We start from the raw sequence: 17796 nt of genomic DNA, 5'->3' as shown, positions 1-17796 counted from the left end.
GCTACACTTCCGCAGATGCATTACGTGATGCCCGTCGCACTCTCCTCGCCTAACCCCACAACAACCCGCCTTGCTACAGCACGGCGGGTTTTCTATAACCGCTCCATCTACAGGAGCGATACATGACCAAGACAGCAGAACATATCCGCGCAGAAATTGCCGCATTAGAGGCGGAACTTCAGAAACAAGAAGAGGCAGAGCGCAAAGCGGCGCTAGCCGGCGATGCAAAGCGCGCCACGGCGCTGCTAACCGCCATGCGCACCTGCATGAAGGAAATCGAGCGGATGTTCCCTGGCACGTTCAGCGGCGACAAGTGGGAAGCGATCGTTCCGCAGGCTTGGCCGCGCGACACGTCATTCAAGCGGGCGGCCGACTTGTCCGAGACCGAGGTCCACGACGCGCGGGAGCGCGGCAAGAAGGCAGTGGAGGAGGTACGATGACAATACAACAGCGAATTGACGGGCTGAAGGCGGCTATCAAGCACCAGAAAGAAATGCGGGATTGGGTTCTAGAAGAATCTTGGAGTGTCAACGACCAAGACGCGCAGGCACTTGCCAAGGAGCACGATCGCCTTATCGAGATGTACGAAAAGCTTCTTGCAGCTTTGGAAGATTGAAAAGGGCCGCTCTCGCGGCCCTGTCTCTATGGGAGCGATAGCAACTTGAGCCGTCGCTCTCTTGTTGAGGCCAGCCTAAGCCCCGCCGCACTGGCCGCGTGGTGCTTGGCGGCCTCACGCGCGCGCTCTCGGATTTCGGCACTGATGCGCGGTTCGTCTGCGGCAATCTCGCGGCATCCCTGCGCCTGCTTGTCGTGCCATCGGGCGGCCAGCTCGTAAGCTTCGGCGGTGGTCATGCGGCCTTTGCAGCCTTGAAACTAAGAACCCTTGCCGACCCTGCTTGCTTGGCCTCCCACCTCCACCTATCTAGCCCGACACCATCAGACGCGGTGGCAGCTATTTCCCTAGCCTCCCTCAGAGTTTCGGTGAAGATCATTTCCCCCGCATTCATGCTCGTTACGCACCAATATAGAAGTGGCGACGGCGGTGTATATCCAGCCTCTCGCACGTTCCTGATCACGAACCAGCCGCATAATGGATCGTACCTACAACCTCGATAACCCGGCAGCCTGCTGTATGCCTTCTGCATCAAGCAGCCCTCCTCTCACCAGCCAGCCAATCCACCAAGCGCCGGCCTTCCTGCTCCAGTTCTTCGACGCTACCGGCAGAGATTGTCACATCGGCATCAATGAGCCCCTGCGCCGCGTCGCTCTCAACGCCTTCCGGGCTTTTAAAATCCGGCCGCTCGAGCCGCACAATGACGCCACCAGCACGACGGAACCATTCCGCCTCATAGACCACCGATTCAACGACGATCGGCGCGTGTGGACTTTCACGGCGGGCCTTGTTGATTTCGACGGCCAGCGTCCAGTCGACTCCCAAATCCACGCCCATGAAGTGGCCGAACTTCTCCAGGAAGTAGCGCGGCGCTACACCGCCAGGCAGGTCTGCGCACGGTTTGTCTTTCAGGTCGCCATAGACCATACGCACCGCACGGTCCACATTGCCGGTCGCCTCCGCGAACCAGGTCAGTGCGGCCTCCTTACCGGCGCCGAACGCATGGATGCGGTTGAAGCCAAACTCCTCCTCCAAGAGATTGGCCAGCGTCGTCTTACCCACGTTGCGTTTGCCGGTCAGGCCGACCATGACGGGGCGGTTGGCTGGGGTTGGGTTGTTGTCGTTGATGGGGGTCATACCACCTCCTCCAATTCCTTCTTGCTGACGCCCGAAACTACAGGCCGAAAGCGGCTTGCGCGGAACGGCAGGTCAGGCTCGCAATAGCCGGCCGGGTCTTCACCGCGCACGACTTCCTCAAGCCGCACACCGCGATACGTGCCGTCGAGCGGATGCGTGACGGTGCCAATGCTGCGCACCGTGTATTCCCCACCGGCGCGGATGCCTTGCGGGCCAACGCCAGACGGGAACGTGTCATCGATGCAGATGACCTTGTCGCCGGGTTTCATTGGTTGCGCCAATCTTTAATGTGAAGCAGCCAATCGTAAGCCGCATCAGCGTTGTCTTGGTTCTTGAAATCAAGAACGATTTTGTTGCCTGAAACATCAACATCAGAGGCGCGCCGTAGAGCAGCCGACAGAGACCTTGGATACCCACCTCCACAAGCCTTTTCTCTTTCGCCCATCACACCGCCCCTTCCCATGCTGCACAATCCGGGATGCTGTTGCTCACGGTAAGGTCTTCCGCCTTGGCGTCCCGCCAATACGGAATGTCTGGCGCACGACCGGGACGCCAGCACTCGACCTGCAATATCAGCAAGCCGCACTTATCCGCCCTGTGCCGGCTTCGGCCGGTCATCTCCTCGCGCTCGTACATCAAGCTGCCTCCATCTTTCTATCGCCGCCTCGCAGCACACGCGCTGCCTCGCGGAACACGCGCCAGAAACCTTCGGTTACGATATCCGGAGCGTAGATCGCGCCGCGCTCCAGATGCCCTTTCTCATGGCGGCCAACCGCCATGAAGTTTTCCATCGCCGCGCGTTCGAGCGGCTGCGGATTGTGGCCGGCCTCAAGCAGCCGGCGGGTTGTGTCGGGGAACATGGTCATGGAATGTCGATCTCCCCCATTATTGCATCTGCAGCGTGCTCAATGCCGCCACCGGTATGCTCAATGCGCTCACATATCTCAGCGCACCTCTTGCGCTCAGCAAGGATGGCACGAGCAACGGTGACAATTGCCATCTCTCCTTTGTCCAGCTCCGCCTGCGCCATCACCTCAATATCTTCCGGTATCTCGCTCACTCCGCTTCCTCCTCTTCCACATCCGCAACATCCCCATCCGCCTCAAGCATCACAGCCATGATGTTGAATGCCTCGGCTGCGTCGCGCGCCTGCGCTGCGGTGAACACTTCCGAGAACGGGCCAATATTTGCGGTCAATTGCCCTGCAACCCGCCGCAACGTGAAGTTCTTGGTAATTTGGATTGTCACGCCGCCCACTCCCTCGCCATCACCAGGTTGCCGTAAGTGCGCAGGAACTGCTCCTCTGATGCCTCCGGCGTCCAGAACTGCAACTCGATACCTAGCGGATTTTTGTGTTCGTCATGCCAAGGCATCCACCTCATGTTTTGGGCGATCTCGTCCGCCAGAATGCGATCGTCAGCCTCGTGCACAATCGCCGGCACTTCCTCCGGAAGGTCAAACGCATCCGCGATAACGCGCCACAATCGGATTTCCGCCTGCTTGTAGCGTGGCATGTCCGCCTTTACCGGTCGCGGCAGATCGACAAGGAAGGCCTCAGTTGCGTCATGCAGCAGACCGCAAAGCGCCACCTCTGCGCCGTGGCCCTGAACCAACAGCCACTGCGCGATAAGCACGGAATGCTCAGCAACGCTGTAGAACTGCTGGCAATGACCGGCGTAGCGGCACTGCATCGACAGGCTGTGCGCGATGTCTTGGATGCAGACATCTTCCGCGCGCGGATCCAGAGGCCAAAACTTGCGGCCGCTGTATGTCTGCATGAATTGGCCGGTGCGCGCAGCAGGCACAAGGCCGCCGTTTGCCCCATATTTTGGTATATGGTCCGGCGCATTGTCGTTATCGCCGTGAATGCCGTACATGTGGAGCGGACCGAAGGTTTCGGCCTTCCACGATCCACCTTCTAGAAGTCCCATGGTTTTCTCCCGCTTATTTCTTGCTGGGCAAGTAGTCCTCGATGACGCGAAACAAGCTGCACAGCGGAAACTTGTGTGTGACGCGCGCTCCGTCCTTCTCAAACAGGACGCAATACATCGGCCCTTTCGTGTAGGCATTGAGCGCACTTTCGTAGATGAGCGGCTGACTCGTCTCATTGCGTTGGATCTCGATTCTCACGCCGCCCTCTCCTCTGCTTTGCGGTTGTCGTTTGCGGCAGACGGCGCACCATCCAGAATTGCTACCCGCACGCGGCTAAACTCGCCGTAGCTCTTGTGGTAACTGATGGTTTGAATGGATCTCCCGGAAAGGAACCCCGCGCCGTAGTGCCATGCATCCTGCGGGATGGGTGCCTGATGCGACTCGCAGACAACGCCACCCTGTTCGGTTACGAATCCGGATTTGTGGTGAACGTGGAAGCCGTGCGCGTAACGGTATCGAGTGCGCCCCCACATCTCTGCGCGTCGCGTCGCCATGATTTGAGGCATATCGCGGAGCTTCGCAGCGTGACCGTGCGTGGCACCGAGCATTGTAAGACCGTGTTCGTGGTAGAAGAAAAGCGACTGATCTACGTCCACATCGACACGCGGCTCATTCCGGTACCAAGCCTTGAGGAACCACGCGATTGCCGGCGCAGTTTCATCGTCATGGTTGCCCTTTAGGTTTCGGACCTTCACGCGATCGTGCTTGTGTAGCGCAGCGTCTACAGTGCGCACCATGAGCTCGCCAGCCGTCTCGACAACCTTTTGATGCCGGCCATCAACATCCAGAACATTCCCGGATCTCTTTGTGCGGTTGTCATTGTTGTCGGCATGAGTAAGGTCGCCGCCACCAAGCACAATGGCTGTGTGCGCGCTTGGTGAACGGGCTATGGCCTCATCTATCGCATCGCCAATGACGCGCGGGCCAATCTTCAAATCCCAATTTTGGTCAGTCTCGCGCGCCCACGAAAACATTCCAACATGCCAGTCATTGCACGGAATGAGATTGTGGATGTCGGAATCGCCAGACGTTGACTTCAACACCGCAGGAGAAGCGGGTGTGTAAGCCTCAAAGCGCTTCGCTAAGATATCCGCAATATCAACAGCCGATGGCGTCTCTCGCGTTTTGACCCACTGCTGGATCACGCGCCCGTCCGCGTCGACAAGAGCGCTGTAGCCCTTAGCCGTATGGCCGTCCGGAACTTGGAATACTTCGCCGTGCTCGCGGGTCTGCTTCACCCACGCGTCGCCTTGCTTGCTGGCTATGCTCTTGATCGCATACCCAGGCAGCACCGGCTCAGTTCCAAGTATCCCGCGCTCCGCAGCTAGACGCATATGCCGGCGCACGGTCTTCTCATCGACGCCAAGCGCCGCCGCAGCCTCGACGTTGTTCTTGGACGCCTGACGCGCCTCGACGGTGCGCAAAAGCGCGTCGTTCTCGATTGGTGGTGTGGGCAAGGTTTGCCTCGTGGTGGTGGTGAAAGGTGTGTGGTGTGTGGTGCGGGAATAGGTGGTGGGGCTGGAGGGGTTAGGCGGCAGAGGATCGCTCTGCGCGCCGCTCACTTTCAACCCACGCGGTGACAACTGGCAGAATGTCGCTTTCGGACTTTGCGTACAGCCATTCTGTTCGGTAGCAGCCCCACGAGAAATGGAAGGCACCGCCATCACCCAATGGATTCATGATTGGGGTTGCCGCGCGAATGAGAAAACCGGTAGTCCCAACCAGATGACCGGCAACGTCTAAAACATCAGGGTAATCGCCTTCATCAGCAAAGCTCGCAATCTGAGGCAGCTGACGATAAAGTGGTGCATCAGGATTGCCGGGTAGGTTCCCGACAAAATCTTCAAAGGATTCTGGGATAACGTCCGGATCACTGATGGCTCCAGGAATCCAAATAACGGACTCAACTCGCGCCGTTTGTTCGAGCATCTTTTCAGCTTCTGCGCTCAATCTCATCATCTCGTCCTCAGTTCGTGGTGTGGTGTGTGGTATTCTTAAATTATGCGATTTCGCATATTTTGTCAAGCAGAAACGACAATAGCCCCCTCCGGCGCTAACCAGAGGGGGCTATTCATGCCTTTTGCGGGAGCGCAGACATGCGCATTCGCATTATTTGTTGTCGTGCCAACGGTCCAGACGCTCATAAAGACCGTCGATGCGTGATGCCACCGCTTCAATCGCGCGCATGATCTGGCTAGTCTGCTCAACCATGCCCTGCTTCGTCACGTACACCTCCGCGGTGTGCAGGCGCTGTGCAGCGATTTCATCGCGCGCCTTTGCGGCAAGCTGGTGGGCGGCGTCAGCACGCTCCACGGCTTCCGTCTTGGCTGAAACAATCCTGCCTTCGACGTATTTCCACACGCCGAACATCGCGCCAAAGACTGCGATTCCAAACAATACAACCGCCGAAAGTTCTCCGCCGGTCATCCTATCAATCCCTTAAGGCCAATTACAAAACTGGCCGCGTGCCAGTAGATTGTTGATTCGGTCACGGCCGCACCCCGCATAGTTTTGAAAGTTTTTCGTTCTCGGAAAGAATTTGACGCTTTGTCTCGCCTGTCAGCCTGTCCTCAACAGACGGCCGGATGGCGCGCGCCACATCGCAATATTCAGCGCTTGTCACGCATCCACTCATTAAGGCGCTGGTCGATATCAGTAGCGCCAAGGCCATCAATTTCATGCTCCACCTTCCTGGCTTTCTCCACGGCCTTCAGCCTGTCTCTGGCGCGCGCGGCCTTTTGATCAGACCGCCCTTTGCCATAGATGACAGTAAGCAGCGCCAACACGACGCCGGCTGCCGCTGCCCACTTGACCAATTTGCTTTGGATCCAAGCCAGCATTACGTCAGCCCCAATTTCTTCCGAACCGCCGGCATTGTGAGGATGGCGTATGCCGCGAACACGACTAGCGCGCCGCCAAGCAACAGCTGCACATTGGGATCAAGTGCGCCAACACCGGAGAACACGGCGCCAATGCCGCCCGTGGTTAGCCAGGTCCAGAAGCGCTTGGATTTTGCGACGGACTTGTCGTCAGTGGGGGCCGGTTCGGGTTCTGGGCGCGGTGTTGGCGTGGGAGCAGTGTTTCCAGCCGCTCTTACCCTATCCAGAACCGCTTCAACGGCATCCGGAGAAACCAGCGCCTTGTTCAAGCCGTCTCCTGCATAGTAGGACTGCCCGCGCCGGACGGTGCGCTTCTGTCCTTTGGTGTCTGCCAGCACGGGGAAGGAAGCCCATTCCATCGCAAGCCGTTTGCCAAATTCGGTGCGGCTCATCTTACCGGCCATGAATGCCTCATAACCGCGCCGCTTCAATAGGTGGTAGCCAAGCCGGTCCTGTAGGTCCGGATTGAATATCTGCCCGTCGCCAAGGCCAAGCTCCTTGCGAAGCCCCGCAAGCGTGGCGCGCATGAACTGATAACCGCCGCTCGCCGTCGAGCGCGCCGGCCAGCCTTTGCGCTGGTGTCCCTGCAGCTCCGCGATGGTCATGCTCGTTATTGGCTTCGGTAGCAGGTGCTGCTTATTGGAATAAATAATGTCGTAGCCACGCCGCGATTCTGTTCCGACTTCAGTCTTGCGAGTGAAGTCGAGCAGAATCGCCGCGCCGGCTGGCACGGTTTTGTCCATGGTGGTTTTCCGTGTTGTGGTGGTGTGGTTTATGGGGTGTCAGGTAAGGAAGGAGCGCATGGGGTCTCCGAAAGCGATGTGATTAAACAGAGGCTTGACTGCACGGCCAAGGCGGGGCAAGCCAACGACTGCATCTCAAGGAGACAGGCTATGGACGCAGAACTTCAAGAAAAAGTGGACGAGAAAATGCGTGAGCTTGGCGCGCTACTCAGGGAGCACAAACAGGATGGACTGGTTTCTGAGCTAAGGCTAGGAGAAGAGGGTGCGCATTTCTGGCGTCTAACCCTCTCTCTTGAGCTAACCGGTGTTACAGGCTTCGTCCATTTTCATAAAACTATTTAGTCACCCTTTTAACTAGAGCTTTCACATATGGAGCGACCAATCGCGACATAAGCTCATTGGGCGGTGGGAGCTCAAGCCGCCCAATCTCACTCGTCGGGTCGGGCATACCCTCCAAGAACAACGCTTCGCGTGAGAAGTACGACCGCGCAACTGAACGGTTCCCGCTCTCAAAAGAATCGAGAATTCTCTGGCGCTCGTCATGCTCAATCAAGAGCGGAGAAGATTCGCGGGGTGAGAGGTTATCTTTTGCTTCTTTGTGGATTTCCAAACAAGCGGCTTCCAAGTGCACCTTTATAGGATCGGGGAAATCCAGGAGAGGGAGCTGACGAAGAAATTCGGCGTAGACGGGGGATAAGCTAACATTTTCGTTATCTCCCTTGGTCCATCCGTCTATGGAATTGATGCCAAGAAGCCGGCAAAAATGAGTAACAGGCCCTCCGGGCATCATTTCCTTTTCAAAGACAAACGGGACGATGTTATTATCTCCGAAAAACTCGGAAAGCCTGCCCATCAAGAGGTCGTAGTCTATCCAGTGGAATTGATCCCTTCGGTCAAGAAACTGACGAAGAGTCAGCTTCGCTAGAGCAGTATCCCACTGCCACTTGATGTTTTGAAGATACCAACTCTCCAGCCATAGATCCTGCCGCCGAAGCGCCACGATTACCTTTACTCCGCTAAAATGCTTCGCGAAATCTGAAAGAGGTGCCAGCCGCAACCTGCGAGAGAGATCCTCGTCAGAGAGGAGTATGGCGTGTGCTCCTTGCGACCGATCGATCAAAGACTTAGCGAGCTCCTCCCCTCTCCTTCCATCGTCATAGATGGCTTGGGTCTCTGCAAAGGCGCGAGGGTGCCGACTTCCTAGGAAGATTCCATTCGCCCGCAGTCTCCCCGCATTTTTCGCAAGGAAACTCTGGATCAAGGATGTGGCAGTTCGCGGAATTCCTATATGCAGCAGAAGTTGGGGCACCTAAATATCCTCTCGCAATGGTTAGGTGCCTCGGAGCATCACATTTTCTCCGTTGGGTCAAGCCTCTCCCACGCGGGGGCCATAATGGCCGGAACCCCTCGCTTTGCCACTAGTCGCTTGAGAAGCGATACATCTTCGGCTTTCAATGAAACTTGTCCCCTTGAGCGCCCCAAGCCTCGAGGCGTACACCCCAACGCCTCGCTCGTTGGCGCCATTTCTAGATGTACTATCTCCGGCTAAAGCGCCGCCGCCTGTTCCCACATTGCGTCAACCTGCTCCGGAGTCAGACCAAGGGAAGAAGAGAGTTGCACGACGAGTGGGTGCAGCCTGTTGAACTGTGTGGCGTATTCCCACTCGACTTGCCCCCTTTGCCGCTCCACCGGGTCAGGGATTGCCGCAATGGCAGTCTCCACGTCTGCCAGATCAATTCCACCATCAACCAAACCAAGACGGAACTGACGCGCTGAGAGTGTCGGCACGGCGGCGCGCTTCTCCTCAAGTGACGGCTGGACAGGCACGAACTGTGGGATCGCGTTTCCTTCCGCTTCCCAATCGGCAATCATCTGACGATGCCGATTTGCGGAATCGTCCGGAATGATCAAGCGAGAACCACCAATAGTAACGTCAATCGAGCCGCTTTTTGTATAACCATGTACTTCCATAATTAAAGCTCCGCGTCTCGCGCTATCCATGCCAGTTTATTGTTGTAGGCCAATAGAATGGCCCCTTCCCCTGCGGCGAAGCTCCCCGCAGGTGAGTTCCAAGACAACCCAAAACTGCCGTTTGAAAGGTCTGAAAGCGAAAACGTGATTGAACCAGTAACGCCCACCGACTTCGAAATGGTAAAGTGAGTTTCATTACTGATTTCCAAGGATCCATTGACCCGCATCATATTCCAGGGAATGATCACATGGGAAAGGGAATTTGTGGAACATACACCTGTTCCAAATCTGCACCAATTGCTTGCGCTATCTGATGCTTTAACCCGCCGATAATACCACTGACATAACTCCAATTCCAGCCCCGGATGGCGCACCTCGAATTCTGTGGGGGAACTACCTACCTCGAGTTGCGGCTTTGAGAATGTACCAGCGGAAAAACGCACAGTGACGTTTGCCCCTCCGGTCAAGGGAAATGACTCGCCTTTTGCGCGCGCTACCCCATTCACAGTTGCAGTAGCGGTGCCTTCCCAATTAAGCGTGTATGTTCCAGATAGAATAGCCCCACCCTCAATCACCTGCTCAACACCACCCGCAGGTGCCGTAAAGGTGCGAACACCCGCCGCTTGGGTCCAAGAAAGCGATTGCCCGGAAGCAACAACGCGCCACCTATCAACGGTGTACTGGTTGGCACTACTAGTCGTAGCACCGCTGGTGTAATCACGCTGGTTTACGACCCCAAGTGGGTTGATCAACTTGTTACGCATCCCCCCAATCGACGCCAGCCCAAGCGTGCTTCTAGCCGCCGATGCGCTTGCCGCTGTTAAGAGTGATTTACCGGTGGAGCTCGCACCTATAGCGTCTTGAGCAGCCCCAGTGCTTCCCGCAGCCAAAACGGCCTTGCCGGTGGTTCCAGCCGGAAACCCATCCTTCAGCAGCTTGCCTGTTGCACCATCAAACAGCGCTACGTTGCTATCGGTCGAGCTTGTTGGACCAACGACATCACCGGCGTAGTCACTCAGGTCCGCCAAATCCATTGCGCCGGGCCCGGTGAAGATGGGGAACGTGCCAGCCGCCCCCACCAACCCAGCCAGTGCCTCGACATTACCTGATGCAAGCATCTGAAGCAGTTCTCGCACCGCCGCCTGATAGCCGGTGTCGTACGGCGTGAACTGGATCTCATATGCCGCTGCGGTTTGTGCTGGTCCCTTCCAAGGATATGCCAGTGTAAGGGATGTGTTGCTGTTGACCGAAGCAATGCGAACAGGATCGCCAACATGCGTGCCGAACAGATCACCCGGCCTCACAGACTGCGCCCAAGAGGTGCCCTGCCCCGTTACAGCTGTATCGTCAGCCGCAACGGTAGCTGTACCTGTCTTGTAGTAGGAAGCATCAATATCAAGTGGCATCGCTCGAATCCTTGATCTTGCCTTTGGCAGTGCTCTTCGCCGCCGCATCCTGAAGCTGGCCGTTGATCTTGGTCAGTCGGTCGACCTCCGTCTGCATGGCGTCCAGTTCCTGCTGCTTGCGCTCCAGCGCATCCGCCAGCATGAGGTTGCGGTTTCGGAAGTACTCGTTGAGCGCGGTCAACTCGACGGCAGCAGCCATCGGGCTGACCTGCTTCTTCGGCTGGTCAGTCATGGAATGTCCGGTGTTGTGGTGTTTAAGCGGTTAGGGGTGAGCGATTATCGCCGTTGAGCTGCCGCATGAAGCCGACGATGCGAAACGTCCCACCCGGTACCTGGCCCGGCTCCGTTCGCAAACATCTTCACCAGAAAAGTGTGGTTTCCCGGCGTCGGGGTCATCCAGACAAACTCGACTTGGAATGGTGACCGCGAAACGGTGTCAGTAAGGAGGAAGTTGCCATCAACATAGAAATTGAATACGGGCGTGTAATTCACGTTGCTCGTCTGCGCAGTGAAAATGCATCGCACGAACAGCGCATCTGCCGGGACATTCAGCGTTACCGACTGAACATCGGTCTGGGAGAAGGAAACCCATATTGCCCCAGCCGTGTATGCGCTGTTGGTAACATTGATGGCGTCACCTGCGAGCTTGAGTGTATCGACTGAGAGATCAGCAATCTTTGCGCTGGTAATCGCGGCATTGGCGATCTTTGCATCAGTGATCGCGCCATTTGCAATTTGCGCCGTGCCGATAGAGACATTGCGAATCTTTGCCCAATCAACAAAGAGCTGGTCCGCATAGAGCGCCCCGTTCTCAATGACGACCGGGCGGAATACGTCTGTTCCGTCAGAAAACACGAACTGATCAGCGATTGCAGCAAACCGGGTTGGCTCCTGATCGTCAGACGGTACATCGAGGAACCATGCCGCTGAGCGCCAATTACCCGTTCCCCCAACACGAGCCTGCGCCCCGATACGGGATGCATAACCCGACGCCCCAGCAGTAACCTCCATCCTGAAGTTTGCTTCAGCAGAAACATCATCAACCTGAGCGGTCAGCGCTGTGAGGGCATTTGAGTTCGCGGTCACATCGCCATCGACACGGGAAATCTCTGCCGAGAACAGGTTCGTTATGTTTGTGAAATCATCTTCTGTTTCGGCTTGGAACTCTTCCAAGCGCTGTGACAGGGCAAACTGCTCTCCAGTTATGAGCGTGATGTCTTCGCCCCAACGGGCGTTCATATCGCCTGTGGTGGACGCCAATTCCCGCCGCAACTGCTGCTTGTCGAGGTAATTGGCGGCATCCTGCTCAATGTCTAAAATGATGTTCTGTCGGGCACGCTCGATCTCTTCGCGCGTGTTCCAGCCTATCCAGTCAGTTGCCTCGTTGACGAATTCACCGATGGCTTCATAGTCGACACTCACATCCGTGAACGGCTGGTCCGGTGTCGTCACCGCCATTGGCGCCGACCATGCAATCGGCCTTTGCGGGCTGGTCAGCAACCGCGTTCGAACCTGATATTCCGTGTCCGAAACCACCGCTTCCGTCAGAACCGCAATGGTCTGATCATCCGCAACGGTCATACTTACGCGAGACACCGGATCGTCGGTCGGCCACCATTCCAGTTCGACACCGACAACAGTCACGTCTTCGATTGCATCCCATGAGGTCTGAATGGCCGGCATGAGCTTGGTGCCAGAGCCTGCCGTTACCCCCGCAAGCTGCAGGTTCTGGACCTCTTGTAGGTAGACCGGCTTTCCGGGCGGATACGGCACCACAGGCACCGGTACCGTCACCGCGTCATAGATCGAAGCATCGCGTTGCTGGAGCGCAATCCGCACATTGCGCGGCCCCTGGCTATCCAGAGAGTAAAGCGTGGATTCCGTCACCAGATAGGTGAGCGTGCCGTAACGGTCCGACTGCCAAGTGATCCAGTCACCGGCTTTCAGACCACGCCAGCGCGGCCGGAGCGTGATCTCTGCCGTAGCCTCCAGACGGTTCTCGGCTGCATAGATTGATGCAAGCTGTTTAGCCTGCCGTGCACTCGTGACCGTGGGGAAGTCCATGACCAGATCGCGGGTGCGACGGTCTACCACGATAGCGCTGTCCAGCACCACCGGGTCATAACCCACCATCGACCACAACTGGCTTGGATCCGGATGCGTGCCGGAGATTGAATTGACCAGTTCGGCCATCGACCGCTTGGCCTGCCAGCGCACCGGTTCACCCACGACAAGGTCAACATCGGTGATCGTGGCAACAACTGGCTGGGCAGCACCAATCATCGGCCAGGAACCGTCCGGGGCATCGATCACGACACCGCCGCACGCCTTCATGATGGATTCGATGTTGTTCCCATGGGTGGCGGTGCAATCCAGAAGGATCGAGCACCGATAGCGCTTTTCGCCCTCCACAATCTCATCACAGACGTTTGCCGCCGCCGTGAACTTGTCGAGTGGCAGATCGCTTGCAGGCATCTCCATGCCACAGAACAGATCGCCATTGACCGATAGCCCGCGCCGATAATTGTAGTCGATCACAATCGGATTGTCGGTCCACTCATGGGTGGAAGGATCGTTCCAGCGATGCGGGCCTGTGCCGCCCACCGTTGAATCCTTGCGCCAGTCATAGAGCTTGGCGCCTTTGAACTCGAAGAACACATCCGGCATTCCGACCGTCTTTTCGCGGTCGTACTTCGCCTTGACGATGACATAGGAGCACCCAACACCGACACAGCTTTCACCCCACCGATCGATTGGGTTTGCATTGTCCACCAGGTCGGGGTCTGCCGTAACCTGTGTGCCGTCATGGAACTTGATCCATGCCAGGTTCGCATACTCGCCAGACGTAACCTTGCGGTATCCGTTGGCCTGCGGGGCATCGAGCGTCACCCACTCGCCATTGATCGCGACACGCTCAAGGCTGGTGCAGGGATAATCGGATAGCTGGTAGACGTCCTGCAGCCAGCCATTGTCATTGCCGAACGTGTTGACGTGGATCTCATGACCGGCAATGCCCACCAAGCCACAGGCGACTTGGCGCGGCACGTCTGCGCCGTATTCGGTGTGAATCTTGACGCCGGTCGGTTCTGGGGCCTTTTGCTTCTGCTTCAGGAGCGCGGAAGCGGCAAGGTTCAGGCCGATGCCAATTACAAGCTTGCCAAGAAAGCCAAGGCCACCGATGAACGACGCAACCGCGCCAACAGCGCTGACAACTGCGCCAATCGCTGCACCAATAAAAGGCATGAGTTACCCTCCGCGCGGCGCTATGCGCCCGCGTTAAACAGTCTGATTGTCTGTGGTTGGTGGCGGTTAGCGGTCGCCTACCTGAAACGCCGTCTTCACCTCGGTGGCCGGCAAGAACTCGAGCGAGCGTTCGCCACGCGTCGCAAATCCGATGGAGGTAACGACACCCCCGGAGATGACGCCATCGCGCTCCACAACGCCCAGATCGCCGCGCTGGGCCATCAATCGGCCTATCTCTGGCAGGCGAGCGCGGAAAGCGTCTTCCACGGTCTCAAACCCGCGCTTGCGAAGCTGCTTACCGGCTCCGGCTTCCGTCTTGTATCGAACGCCGGGATAAAGCTTCTCGCCGGTAATGGCCTCAAAAGCATCGGCAGGAATGAGGTAGCAGTCAGACACGCCATATTCGCTTGGCAGTGCCATGTGCTTTTCAATCACCTCGTTGAGGCGCTTTTCCCAATCAGGAACCCGTTCAATCATTGGCTAGATTCCGAGACGCTTGTTGATGTCATCAATGAAGCCCTGAATGGACCCGAAGCCCCGCGCCCTCTTCGGAGAGGAGGTTGCTCTGCCCCAACGGATGTCTTGCCTGCCAGTAAGGGCGGCATTCACATAGAAATTGTCGCCATCCACGCGCCGGTATTGATCCGCCATGTTGCGCTTGCGACCATTCGTGCGGGTGTAATCAAGCGCCCGTGTTTCGCAGTCGGCAATGAGCTTGTAACCCTCTTCCGGGTCTTCCTCGTGCGAAAGCTGGTCGATATATCCGCGCCGCAATGCCTCGACGTGCAGGAGTGCGCCGGTATCCGGATGAAAGAACGCATCGTAAATGGTGACGGGCCGGTCGCGATAATCCTCCGCCTCAATGGTCTTGAGCACATCCGGCGTCAGCCCATCGTCGGGCGATTCCGCAAGCTCAATTGTGAACTGCCGCGCCGTGGTGCCCGTGCCTCCGGGGAGGTCCGACACCTTGATGATGCCACCCGGTTGATAGGTCAGACCATTCCACTCAATCGGCTGGTCCGATTTTGCAAAACCATAGGTGCCGGTGCCGAACTGGAACTTCATAAGCCCGCGAATGGCAATGCGGCCTTCATCCAATAGGTCTTGAACGACTGTGGGGAGTGCCATTTCTAAACCCTGCTCTCGACAAATGAGAACGACACCACTGGTCGCGCGCCCTCCGACACGGACCAACTGTCCACCGGAGACCGCATGTTGAGTTCCGGCTGTTCAAAGCGCACCACAGCGCCGGCCTGCGCCACATAGGAGCGCGGTGGAGGCTCAACCGTGATCGATCGGCTGGTTCCGGAACCCGAAACGGCGATTACGCGGTGGAGTCCTCGGAAGGTCAGGCGTTCCAAGCCAAGCAGATCGCCAGGCTGGAGCACCAGTGAAGGCGACACGCCGCTCACTGCCAGAACATTGCCACCCGAAACACCGTCCAGAACGCCCGCATCTTGCGCAGGAGCGGCCTGTGCGGGATTGCTGTGAGCAAATGGCCGGCAAGTGACATTCTGCGTTACCAGAGTGGATTTGAGGCCGCCCCGGAATTGGCTCCACCACGCGGCAATTTCCGCAAGCTCGCTCTCCCGCAAGGGGACGCTCGTGAACTGGATCGTCCAGGTCGGATCTGCAGTTTCGGTGAAGTTGATGCGCCCAGCTCCGGACGGAGAAGACGCAACAACCCGTTGAAGCCTGAACCGCGAATGCGTGAAGCGAATATGCGGGTGGGTAAAGGGGAAGGCTGTCAAAGTGCATTCCTCTTTCTGGCGTTCCCCATATTGGCGAGGAAGCGCTGATAGTTGCCGCGGTCATACTCTCGCAAAGCAGCCGCAATCTTTTTCTCAACACCAGCCTCGGAGCCCCGCGCATCGATGTTGTACTGAGGTGCATAAGTCTCTCCGGCATTCGCCGTGCTTGACTTCAACATTGGCATTGAAGGCGCAACGAAGCCGCCTTCCGCATAGCCCTTCAAATTGCGATGCATGGCCTCGAGATTGCCGACACCGATGCGGTCGACAGCCCTCTTGCTGAAGACGTACTCGCCTTTGTGAACCACGCCTGCTGGCTGATACTTGCCGCCTGGGCCAGTGTAACCGCCCTTGTCGTAAAGGCCGCCGGCGCCGCCCATAACGGCGCGCATGGCTGTTCCGGATACGAAACCACCGCCCGAAAAACCGAACAGGCCGCCAAGCATCTGGAAGATACCGCCAAGGCCGCCCTGCATGTTCTGAATCTGAAATAGGCCATCCAGAACATCATTGATCAGCCGGTCGCCGACCTTCTTTAGCGCATCCGCGAAGATATCAGCTGCGTCCTTACCCTCAATGAATCCATCGATGATGCCTCGCGCCAGATCCTTGTTGAACTCGGCGAGCTCTTCCGCCTTCTCGCGGATCTTATCCTGCTCTTCGGCAAGCTTTGCGGCCTCAACCGTTGCCGTAGCGTATTGGTGCGCAAGCTGGTTGATCTCATCGCGCAGCGCAGGCGTAATTTCCTTGCCCTGTTCCTTAGCGGCATTTAGCAGGTCTTGCTGGATGCGCGCACGCTCCACGGCATAGCCATAGTCGTCAATGAGCGGATTAAGTTGGCGCTGGGCTTCGGTCTCGACCACCGTAGCAGCGGCCGCGTCGGCGATACGCTTCGCAAGACGTTCGTAATCGTCGGCGCGCTGCTTCGCTTTACCTTTGCTGGAGTCCTTATCTTTGACTTTATAGTCTTCCAGGGAAATTTCATTTATCGGCGCAGAAGGCTTAGATGTCTTTTCAGTCGTTCTTGAGCGTGAACCTATACCGTTCCGTGCCGCGTAATCCTTGATTGCCTGTTCAGAAAGTTCCTGCCTTGGGGCCACAATGTCGCTAACCGCCCCCAAAATTTCGTCATTAAGCGTGAAGTAGCTTAATGTCTCAATTAGCCTTTTGGCGGCGGCGTCTAGCTCGCCAATCTTGCCAATGAACGTACCTATCGGTCCATTGGCAACTCGGAGCATATATTCACCGATCGCCTCAACAGCGATTGCCAGTCTCTCCAAAGCTTTACCAGTCTTATCACTAGCACCTGTGGCCTTGTTTAGTTCCCCTGCAGTCTTTACAAGGACATTCTGAAGACGAACGAACCCTTGCGAAACCGTAAGCTCCGCTCTAGCTACCTTCTCTGTTAGGATTGATGATCCGGCTTCAAATGCGCGAAAAAACGCTTCTGATGAAACTTTTCCATCTACCACTAGTTGTCGCAACGTCGCGACTGATCCGCCTGCCTCTTTAAGACCCGCGGCCACAGCCTGAAGAATAGGTCGCGCGCCTTCGTTGATAGAATTGTATTCTTCTGCCCTGACAATACCAGATCCAAGAGCCTGACTAAGCTGAAGTAGCGCTCCACTGGCCTCTTGGGCAGAGGTTCCAGCGACACGCAGGGCAACACCGATTTTATCGGTGAAGTTCGTCATCTCCTGCTGTGATACGTTCAGAGAATCTTGTGCCTGAGCGATTCGACCATAAAGTATGGCCATAGATTCTAATGGAACGGCATTTCGTTGCGCGCTCTCGTATAGCTTGTCATAGACTGTGGTAAGCTCTTCTCCGGAAAGACCCGCTACCTTGAGCGCATTTTCGATTCTGGTTGCGGTGTCTATTAGCTCCCTAGCACCACGCACAGCCGCCCCCCCGGCAAATGCGCCGGCAATAACTCCACCAAGGCGAGCTGCATTTGAAGATATTACCGAGTTCATCTTCGAAAAGCGCTTTTCAATACGGTGTGCCGTACTATTCGTTTGCCCCATTGCCTTTCTGAGGGCATTTTCATATTTTTTGACGTCAGCGCTAAGTTGAACTACAAGTCTTTCTAGATCGGTCTTGGCCATGCATAACCCCGGA

At 56.8% G+C, this 17796-nt stretch carries 26 protein-coding genes; 3 read left to right on the top strand and 23 right to left on the bottom strand.

What is annotated here, in order from left to right; genetic code table 11:
• The first annotated feature begins 122 nt into the window (after positions 1-122).
• Together KW403_RS12455 and KW403_RS12450 are read left to right on the top strand one after the other, a co-directional pair.
• Complete coding sequence (locus KW403_RS12455) at positions 123-440, top strand: hypothetical protein (protein WP_223019797.1); 318 nt, start codon at positions 123-125, stop codon at positions 438-440.
• Entirely contained in the window at positions 437-616 is a 180-nt protein-coding gene (locus KW403_RS12450) for a hypothetical protein (RefSeq protein WP_223019796.1), read from the top strand. Before KW403_RS12455 ends, KW403_RS12450 begins: the two co-directional genes overlap by 4 nt.
• 26 nt (positions 617-642) lie before the next feature.
• Here the strand turns inward: KW403_RS12450 and KW403_RS12445 are convergent, their stop codons facing one another.
• From KW403_RS12445 to KW403_RS12380, 14 genes are all read right to left on the bottom strand, one after another.
• Positions 643-852 carry a hypothetical protein gene (locus KW403_RS12445; RefSeq protein ID WP_223019795.1) on the bottom strand — a complete coding sequence of 70 codons (210 nt, stop codon included), beginning with the start codon at positions 850-852 and terminating at the stop codon, positions 643-645.
• 292 nt (positions 853-1144) lie between these two features.
• The gene (locus KW403_RS12440; RefSeq protein ID WP_223019794.1) at positions 1145-1750 is read right to left on the bottom strand and encodes a hypothetical protein; all 606 of its coding nucleotides are present in this window, start codon (positions 1748-1750) and stop codon (positions 1145-1147) included.
• A complete protein-coding gene (locus KW403_RS12435) occupies positions 1747-2019 on the bottom strand; it encodes a hypothetical protein (protein ID WP_223019793.1) in 273 nt (90 codons plus the stop codon). Before KW403_RS12435 ends, KW403_RS12440 begins: the two co-directional genes overlap by 4 nt.
• On the bottom strand, positions 2016-2195 hold the full coding sequence (locus tag KW403_RS12430) for a hypothetical protein (RefSeq protein ID WP_223019792.1): 180 nt from the start codon (positions 2193-2195) through the stop codon (positions 2016-2018). The genes KW403_RS12435 and KW403_RS12430 overlap by 4 nt, the downstream gene beginning before the upstream one ends.
• 190 nt (positions 2196-2385) lie before the next feature.
• Positions 2386-2616 carry a hypothetical protein gene (locus KW403_RS12425; protein ID WP_223019791.1) on the bottom strand — a complete coding sequence of 77 codons (231 nt, stop codon included), beginning with the start codon at positions 2614-2616 and terminating at the stop codon, positions 2386-2388.
• On the bottom strand, positions 2613-2810 hold the full coding sequence (locus tag KW403_RS12420; protein ID WP_223019790.1) for a hypothetical protein: 198 nt from the start codon (positions 2808-2810) through the stop codon (positions 2613-2615). The genes KW403_RS12425 and KW403_RS12420 overlap by 4 nt, the downstream gene beginning before the upstream one ends.
• The gene (locus KW403_RS12415) at positions 2807-2998 is read right to left on the bottom strand and encodes a hypothetical protein (protein ID WP_223019789.1); all 192 of its coding nucleotides are present in this window, start codon (positions 2996-2998) and stop codon (positions 2807-2809) included. The genes KW403_RS12420 and KW403_RS12415 overlap by 4 nt, the downstream gene beginning before the upstream one ends.
• Positions 2995-3627 (bottom strand): HD domain-containing protein, encoded by a 633-nt coding sequence (locus KW403_RS12410; protein WP_246637768.1) that lies wholly within the window; start codon positions 3625-3627, stop codon positions 2995-2997. Before KW403_RS12410 ends, KW403_RS12415 begins: the two co-directional genes overlap by 4 nt.
• Before the next feature lie 67 nt (positions 3628-3694).
• Positions 3695-3880 carry a hypothetical protein gene (locus KW403_RS12405; protein WP_223019788.1) on the bottom strand — a complete coding sequence of 62 codons (186 nt, stop codon included), beginning with the start codon at positions 3878-3880 and terminating at the stop codon, positions 3695-3697.
• Entirely contained in the window at positions 3877-5244 is a 1368-nt protein-coding gene (locus tag KW403_RS12400; RefSeq protein ID WP_246637767.1) for a hypothetical protein, read from the bottom strand. The genes KW403_RS12405 and KW403_RS12400 overlap by 4 nt, the downstream gene beginning before the upstream one ends.
• Positions 5210-5632 (bottom strand): hypothetical protein, encoded by a 423-nt coding sequence (locus tag KW403_RS12395; RefSeq protein ID WP_223019787.1) that lies wholly within the window; start codon positions 5630-5632, stop codon positions 5210-5212. Before KW403_RS12395 ends, KW403_RS12400 begins: the two co-directional genes overlap by 35 nt.
• Before the next feature lie 159 nt (positions 5633-5791).
• Positions 5792-6109: a hypothetical protein gene (locus tag KW403_RS12390; protein ID WP_223019786.1), complete on the bottom strand. Its 318-nt coding sequence runs from the start codon at positions 6107-6109 to the stop codon at positions 5792-5794.
• Between the two features lie 182 nt (positions 6110-6291).
• Positions 6292-6522 carry a hypothetical protein gene (locus tag KW403_RS12385; RefSeq protein ID WP_223019785.1) on the bottom strand — a complete coding sequence of 77 codons (231 nt, stop codon included), beginning with the start codon at positions 6520-6522 and terminating at the stop codon, positions 6292-6294.
• Positions 6522-7304: a lysozyme family protein gene (locus KW403_RS12380; protein ID WP_223019784.1), complete on the bottom strand. Its 783-nt coding sequence runs from the start codon at positions 7302-7304 to the stop codon at positions 6522-6524. The genes KW403_RS12385 and KW403_RS12380 overlap by 1 nt, the downstream gene beginning before the upstream one ends.
• A 150-nt stretch (positions 7305-7454) precedes the next feature.
• Between KW403_RS12380 and KW403_RS12375 the strand changes: the two genes are divergently transcribed.
• Positions 7455-7646, top strand: coding sequence for a hypothetical protein (locus KW403_RS12375; protein WP_223019783.1), 192 nt, complete (start codon positions 7455-7457; stop codon positions 7644-7646).
• Here KW403_RS12375 and KW403_RS12370 read toward each other — a convergent pair.
• The 9 genes from KW403_RS12370 to KW403_RS12330 all read right to left on the bottom strand — a co-directional run bounded on the left by KW403_RS12370 (position 7639) and on the right by KW403_RS12330 (position 17783).
• On the bottom strand, positions 7639-8613 hold the full coding sequence (locus KW403_RS12370; RefSeq protein ID WP_223019782.1) for a hypothetical protein: 975 nt from the start codon (positions 8611-8613) through the stop codon (positions 7639-7641). The genes KW403_RS12375 and KW403_RS12370 overlap by 8 nt on opposite strands.
• 236 nt (positions 8614-8849) lie before the next feature.
• Entirely contained in the window at positions 8850-9275 is a 426-nt protein-coding gene (locus KW403_RS12365) for a hypothetical protein (protein WP_223019781.1), read from the bottom strand.
• 2 nt (positions 9276-9277) lie between these two features.
• Positions 9278-10681, bottom strand: coding sequence for a hypothetical protein (locus KW403_RS12360; protein WP_223019780.1), 1404 nt, complete (start codon positions 10679-10681; stop codon positions 9278-9280).
• On the bottom strand, positions 10671-10913 hold the full coding sequence (locus KW403_RS12355) for a hypothetical protein (protein WP_223019779.1): 243 nt from the start codon (positions 10911-10913) through the stop codon (positions 10671-10673). The genes KW403_RS12360 and KW403_RS12355 overlap by 11 nt, the downstream gene beginning before the upstream one ends.
• A 44-nt stretch (positions 10914-10957) precedes the next feature.
• Complete coding sequence (locus KW403_RS12350; protein ID WP_223019778.1) at positions 10958-13924, bottom strand: phage tail protein; 2967 nt, start codon at positions 13922-13924, stop codon at positions 10958-10960.
• Positions 13925-13990: 66 nt separating this feature from the next.
• Positions 13991-14401, bottom strand: a complete 411-nt coding sequence (locus KW403_RS12345) for a DUF6950 family protein (protein WP_223019777.1) — start codon at positions 14399-14401, stop codon at positions 13991-13993.
• A gap of 3 nt (positions 14402-14404) precedes the next feature.
• On the bottom strand, positions 14405-15052 hold the full coding sequence (locus tag KW403_RS12340) for a baseplate hub domain-containing protein (RefSeq protein WP_223019776.1): 648 nt from the start codon (positions 15050-15052) through the stop codon (positions 14405-14407).
• Between the two features lie 2 nt (positions 15053-15054).
• Positions 15055-15675, bottom strand: a complete 621-nt coding sequence (locus KW403_RS12335) for a hypothetical protein (RefSeq protein WP_223019775.1) — start codon at positions 15673-15675, stop codon at positions 15055-15057.
• Positions 15672-17783, bottom strand: a complete 2112-nt coding sequence (locus KW403_RS12330) for a tape measure protein (RefSeq protein ID WP_223019774.1) — start codon at positions 17781-17783, stop codon at positions 15672-15674. Before KW403_RS12330 ends, KW403_RS12335 begins: the two co-directional genes overlap by 4 nt.
• Positions 17784-17796: the final 13 nt, after the last annotated feature.

This window comes from Nitratireductor kimnyeongensis (assembly GCF_019891395.1).
Taxonomy (GTDB): Bacteria; Pseudomonadota; Alphaproteobacteria; order Rhizobiales; family Rhizobiaceae; genus Nitratireductor; species Nitratireductor kimnyeongensis.
Note: the sequence above shows the minus strand (reverse complement) of the source record. Positions and strands in the feature narration are given on the sequence as shown.

Excerpts from the sequence above, each read along its gene's own strand:
- KW403_RS12360 (WP_223019780.1), bottom strand. The coding sequence starts at position 10,681 with ATGCCACTTGATATTGATGCTTCCTACTACAAGACAGGTACAGCTACC.
- KW403_RS12345 (WP_223019777.1), bottom strand. The coding sequence starts at position 14,401 with ATGATTGAACGGGTTCCTGATTGGGAAAAGCGCCTCAACGAGGTGATT.
- KW403_RS12425 (WP_223019791.1), bottom strand. The coding sequence starts at position 2,616 with ATGACCATGTTCCCCGACACAACCCGCCGGCTGCTTGAGGCCGGCCAC.
- KW403_RS12430 (WP_223019792.1), bottom strand. The coding sequence starts at position 2,195 with ATGGGCGAAAGAGAAAAGGCTTGTGGAGGTGGGTATCCAAGGTCTCTG.
- KW403_RS12390 (WP_223019786.1), bottom strand. The coding sequence starts at position 6,109 with ATGACCGGCGGAGAACTTTCGGCGGTTGTATTGTTTGGAATCGCAGTC.
- KW403_RS12445 (WP_223019795.1), bottom strand. The coding sequence starts at position 852 with ATGACCACCGCCGAAGCTTACGAGCTGGCCGCCCGATGGCACGACAAG.
- KW403_RS12440 (WP_223019794.1), bottom strand. The coding sequence starts at position 1,750 with ATGACCCCCATCAACGACAACAACCCAACCCCAGCCAACCGCCCCGTC.
- KW403_RS12385 (WP_223019785.1), bottom strand. The coding sequence starts at position 6,522 with ATGCTGGCTTGGATCCAAAGCAAATTGGTCAAGTGGGCAGCGGCAGCC.
- KW403_RS12330 (WP_223019774.1), bottom strand. The coding sequence starts at position 17,783 with ATGGCCAAGACCGATCTAGAAAGACTTGTAGTTCAACTTAGCGCTGAC.
- KW403_RS12380 (WP_223019784.1), bottom strand. The coding sequence starts at position 7,304 with ATGGACAAAACCGTGCCAGCCGGCGCGGCGATTCTGCTCGACTTCACT.
- KW403_RS12350 (WP_223019778.1), bottom strand. The coding sequence starts at position 13,924 with ATGCCTTTTATTGGTGCAGCGATTGGCGCAGTTGTCAGCGCTGTTGGC.
- KW403_RS12435 (WP_223019793.1), bottom strand. The coding sequence starts at position 2,019 with ATGAAACCCGGCGACAAGGTCATCTGCATCGATGACACGTTCCCGTCT.
- KW403_RS12455 (WP_223019797.1), top strand. The coding sequence starts at position 123 with ATGACCAAGACAGCAGAACATATCCGCGCAGAAATTGCCGCATTAGAG.
- KW403_RS12365 (WP_223019781.1), bottom strand. The coding sequence starts at position 9,275 with ATGGAAGTACATGGTTATACAAAAAGCGGCTCGATTGACGTTACTATT.
- KW403_RS12355 (WP_223019779.1), bottom strand. The coding sequence starts at position 10,913 with ATGACTGACCAGCCGAAGAAGCAGGTCAGCCCGATGGCTGCTGCCGTC.
- KW403_RS12450 (WP_223019796.1), top strand. The coding sequence starts at position 437 with ATGACAATACAACAGCGAATTGACGGGCTGAAGGCGGCTATCAAGCAC.
- KW403_RS12375 (WP_223019783.1), top strand. The coding sequence starts at position 7,455 with ATGGACGCAGAACTTCAAGAAAAAGTGGACGAGAAAATGCGTGAGCTT.
- KW403_RS12410 (WP_246637768.1), bottom strand. The coding sequence starts at position 3,627 with ATGTACGGCATTCACGGCGATAACGACAATGCGCCGGACCATATACCA.
- KW403_RS12340 (WP_223019776.1), bottom strand. The coding sequence starts at position 15,052 with ATGGCACTCCCCACAGTCGTTCAAGACCTATTGGATGAAGGCCGCATT.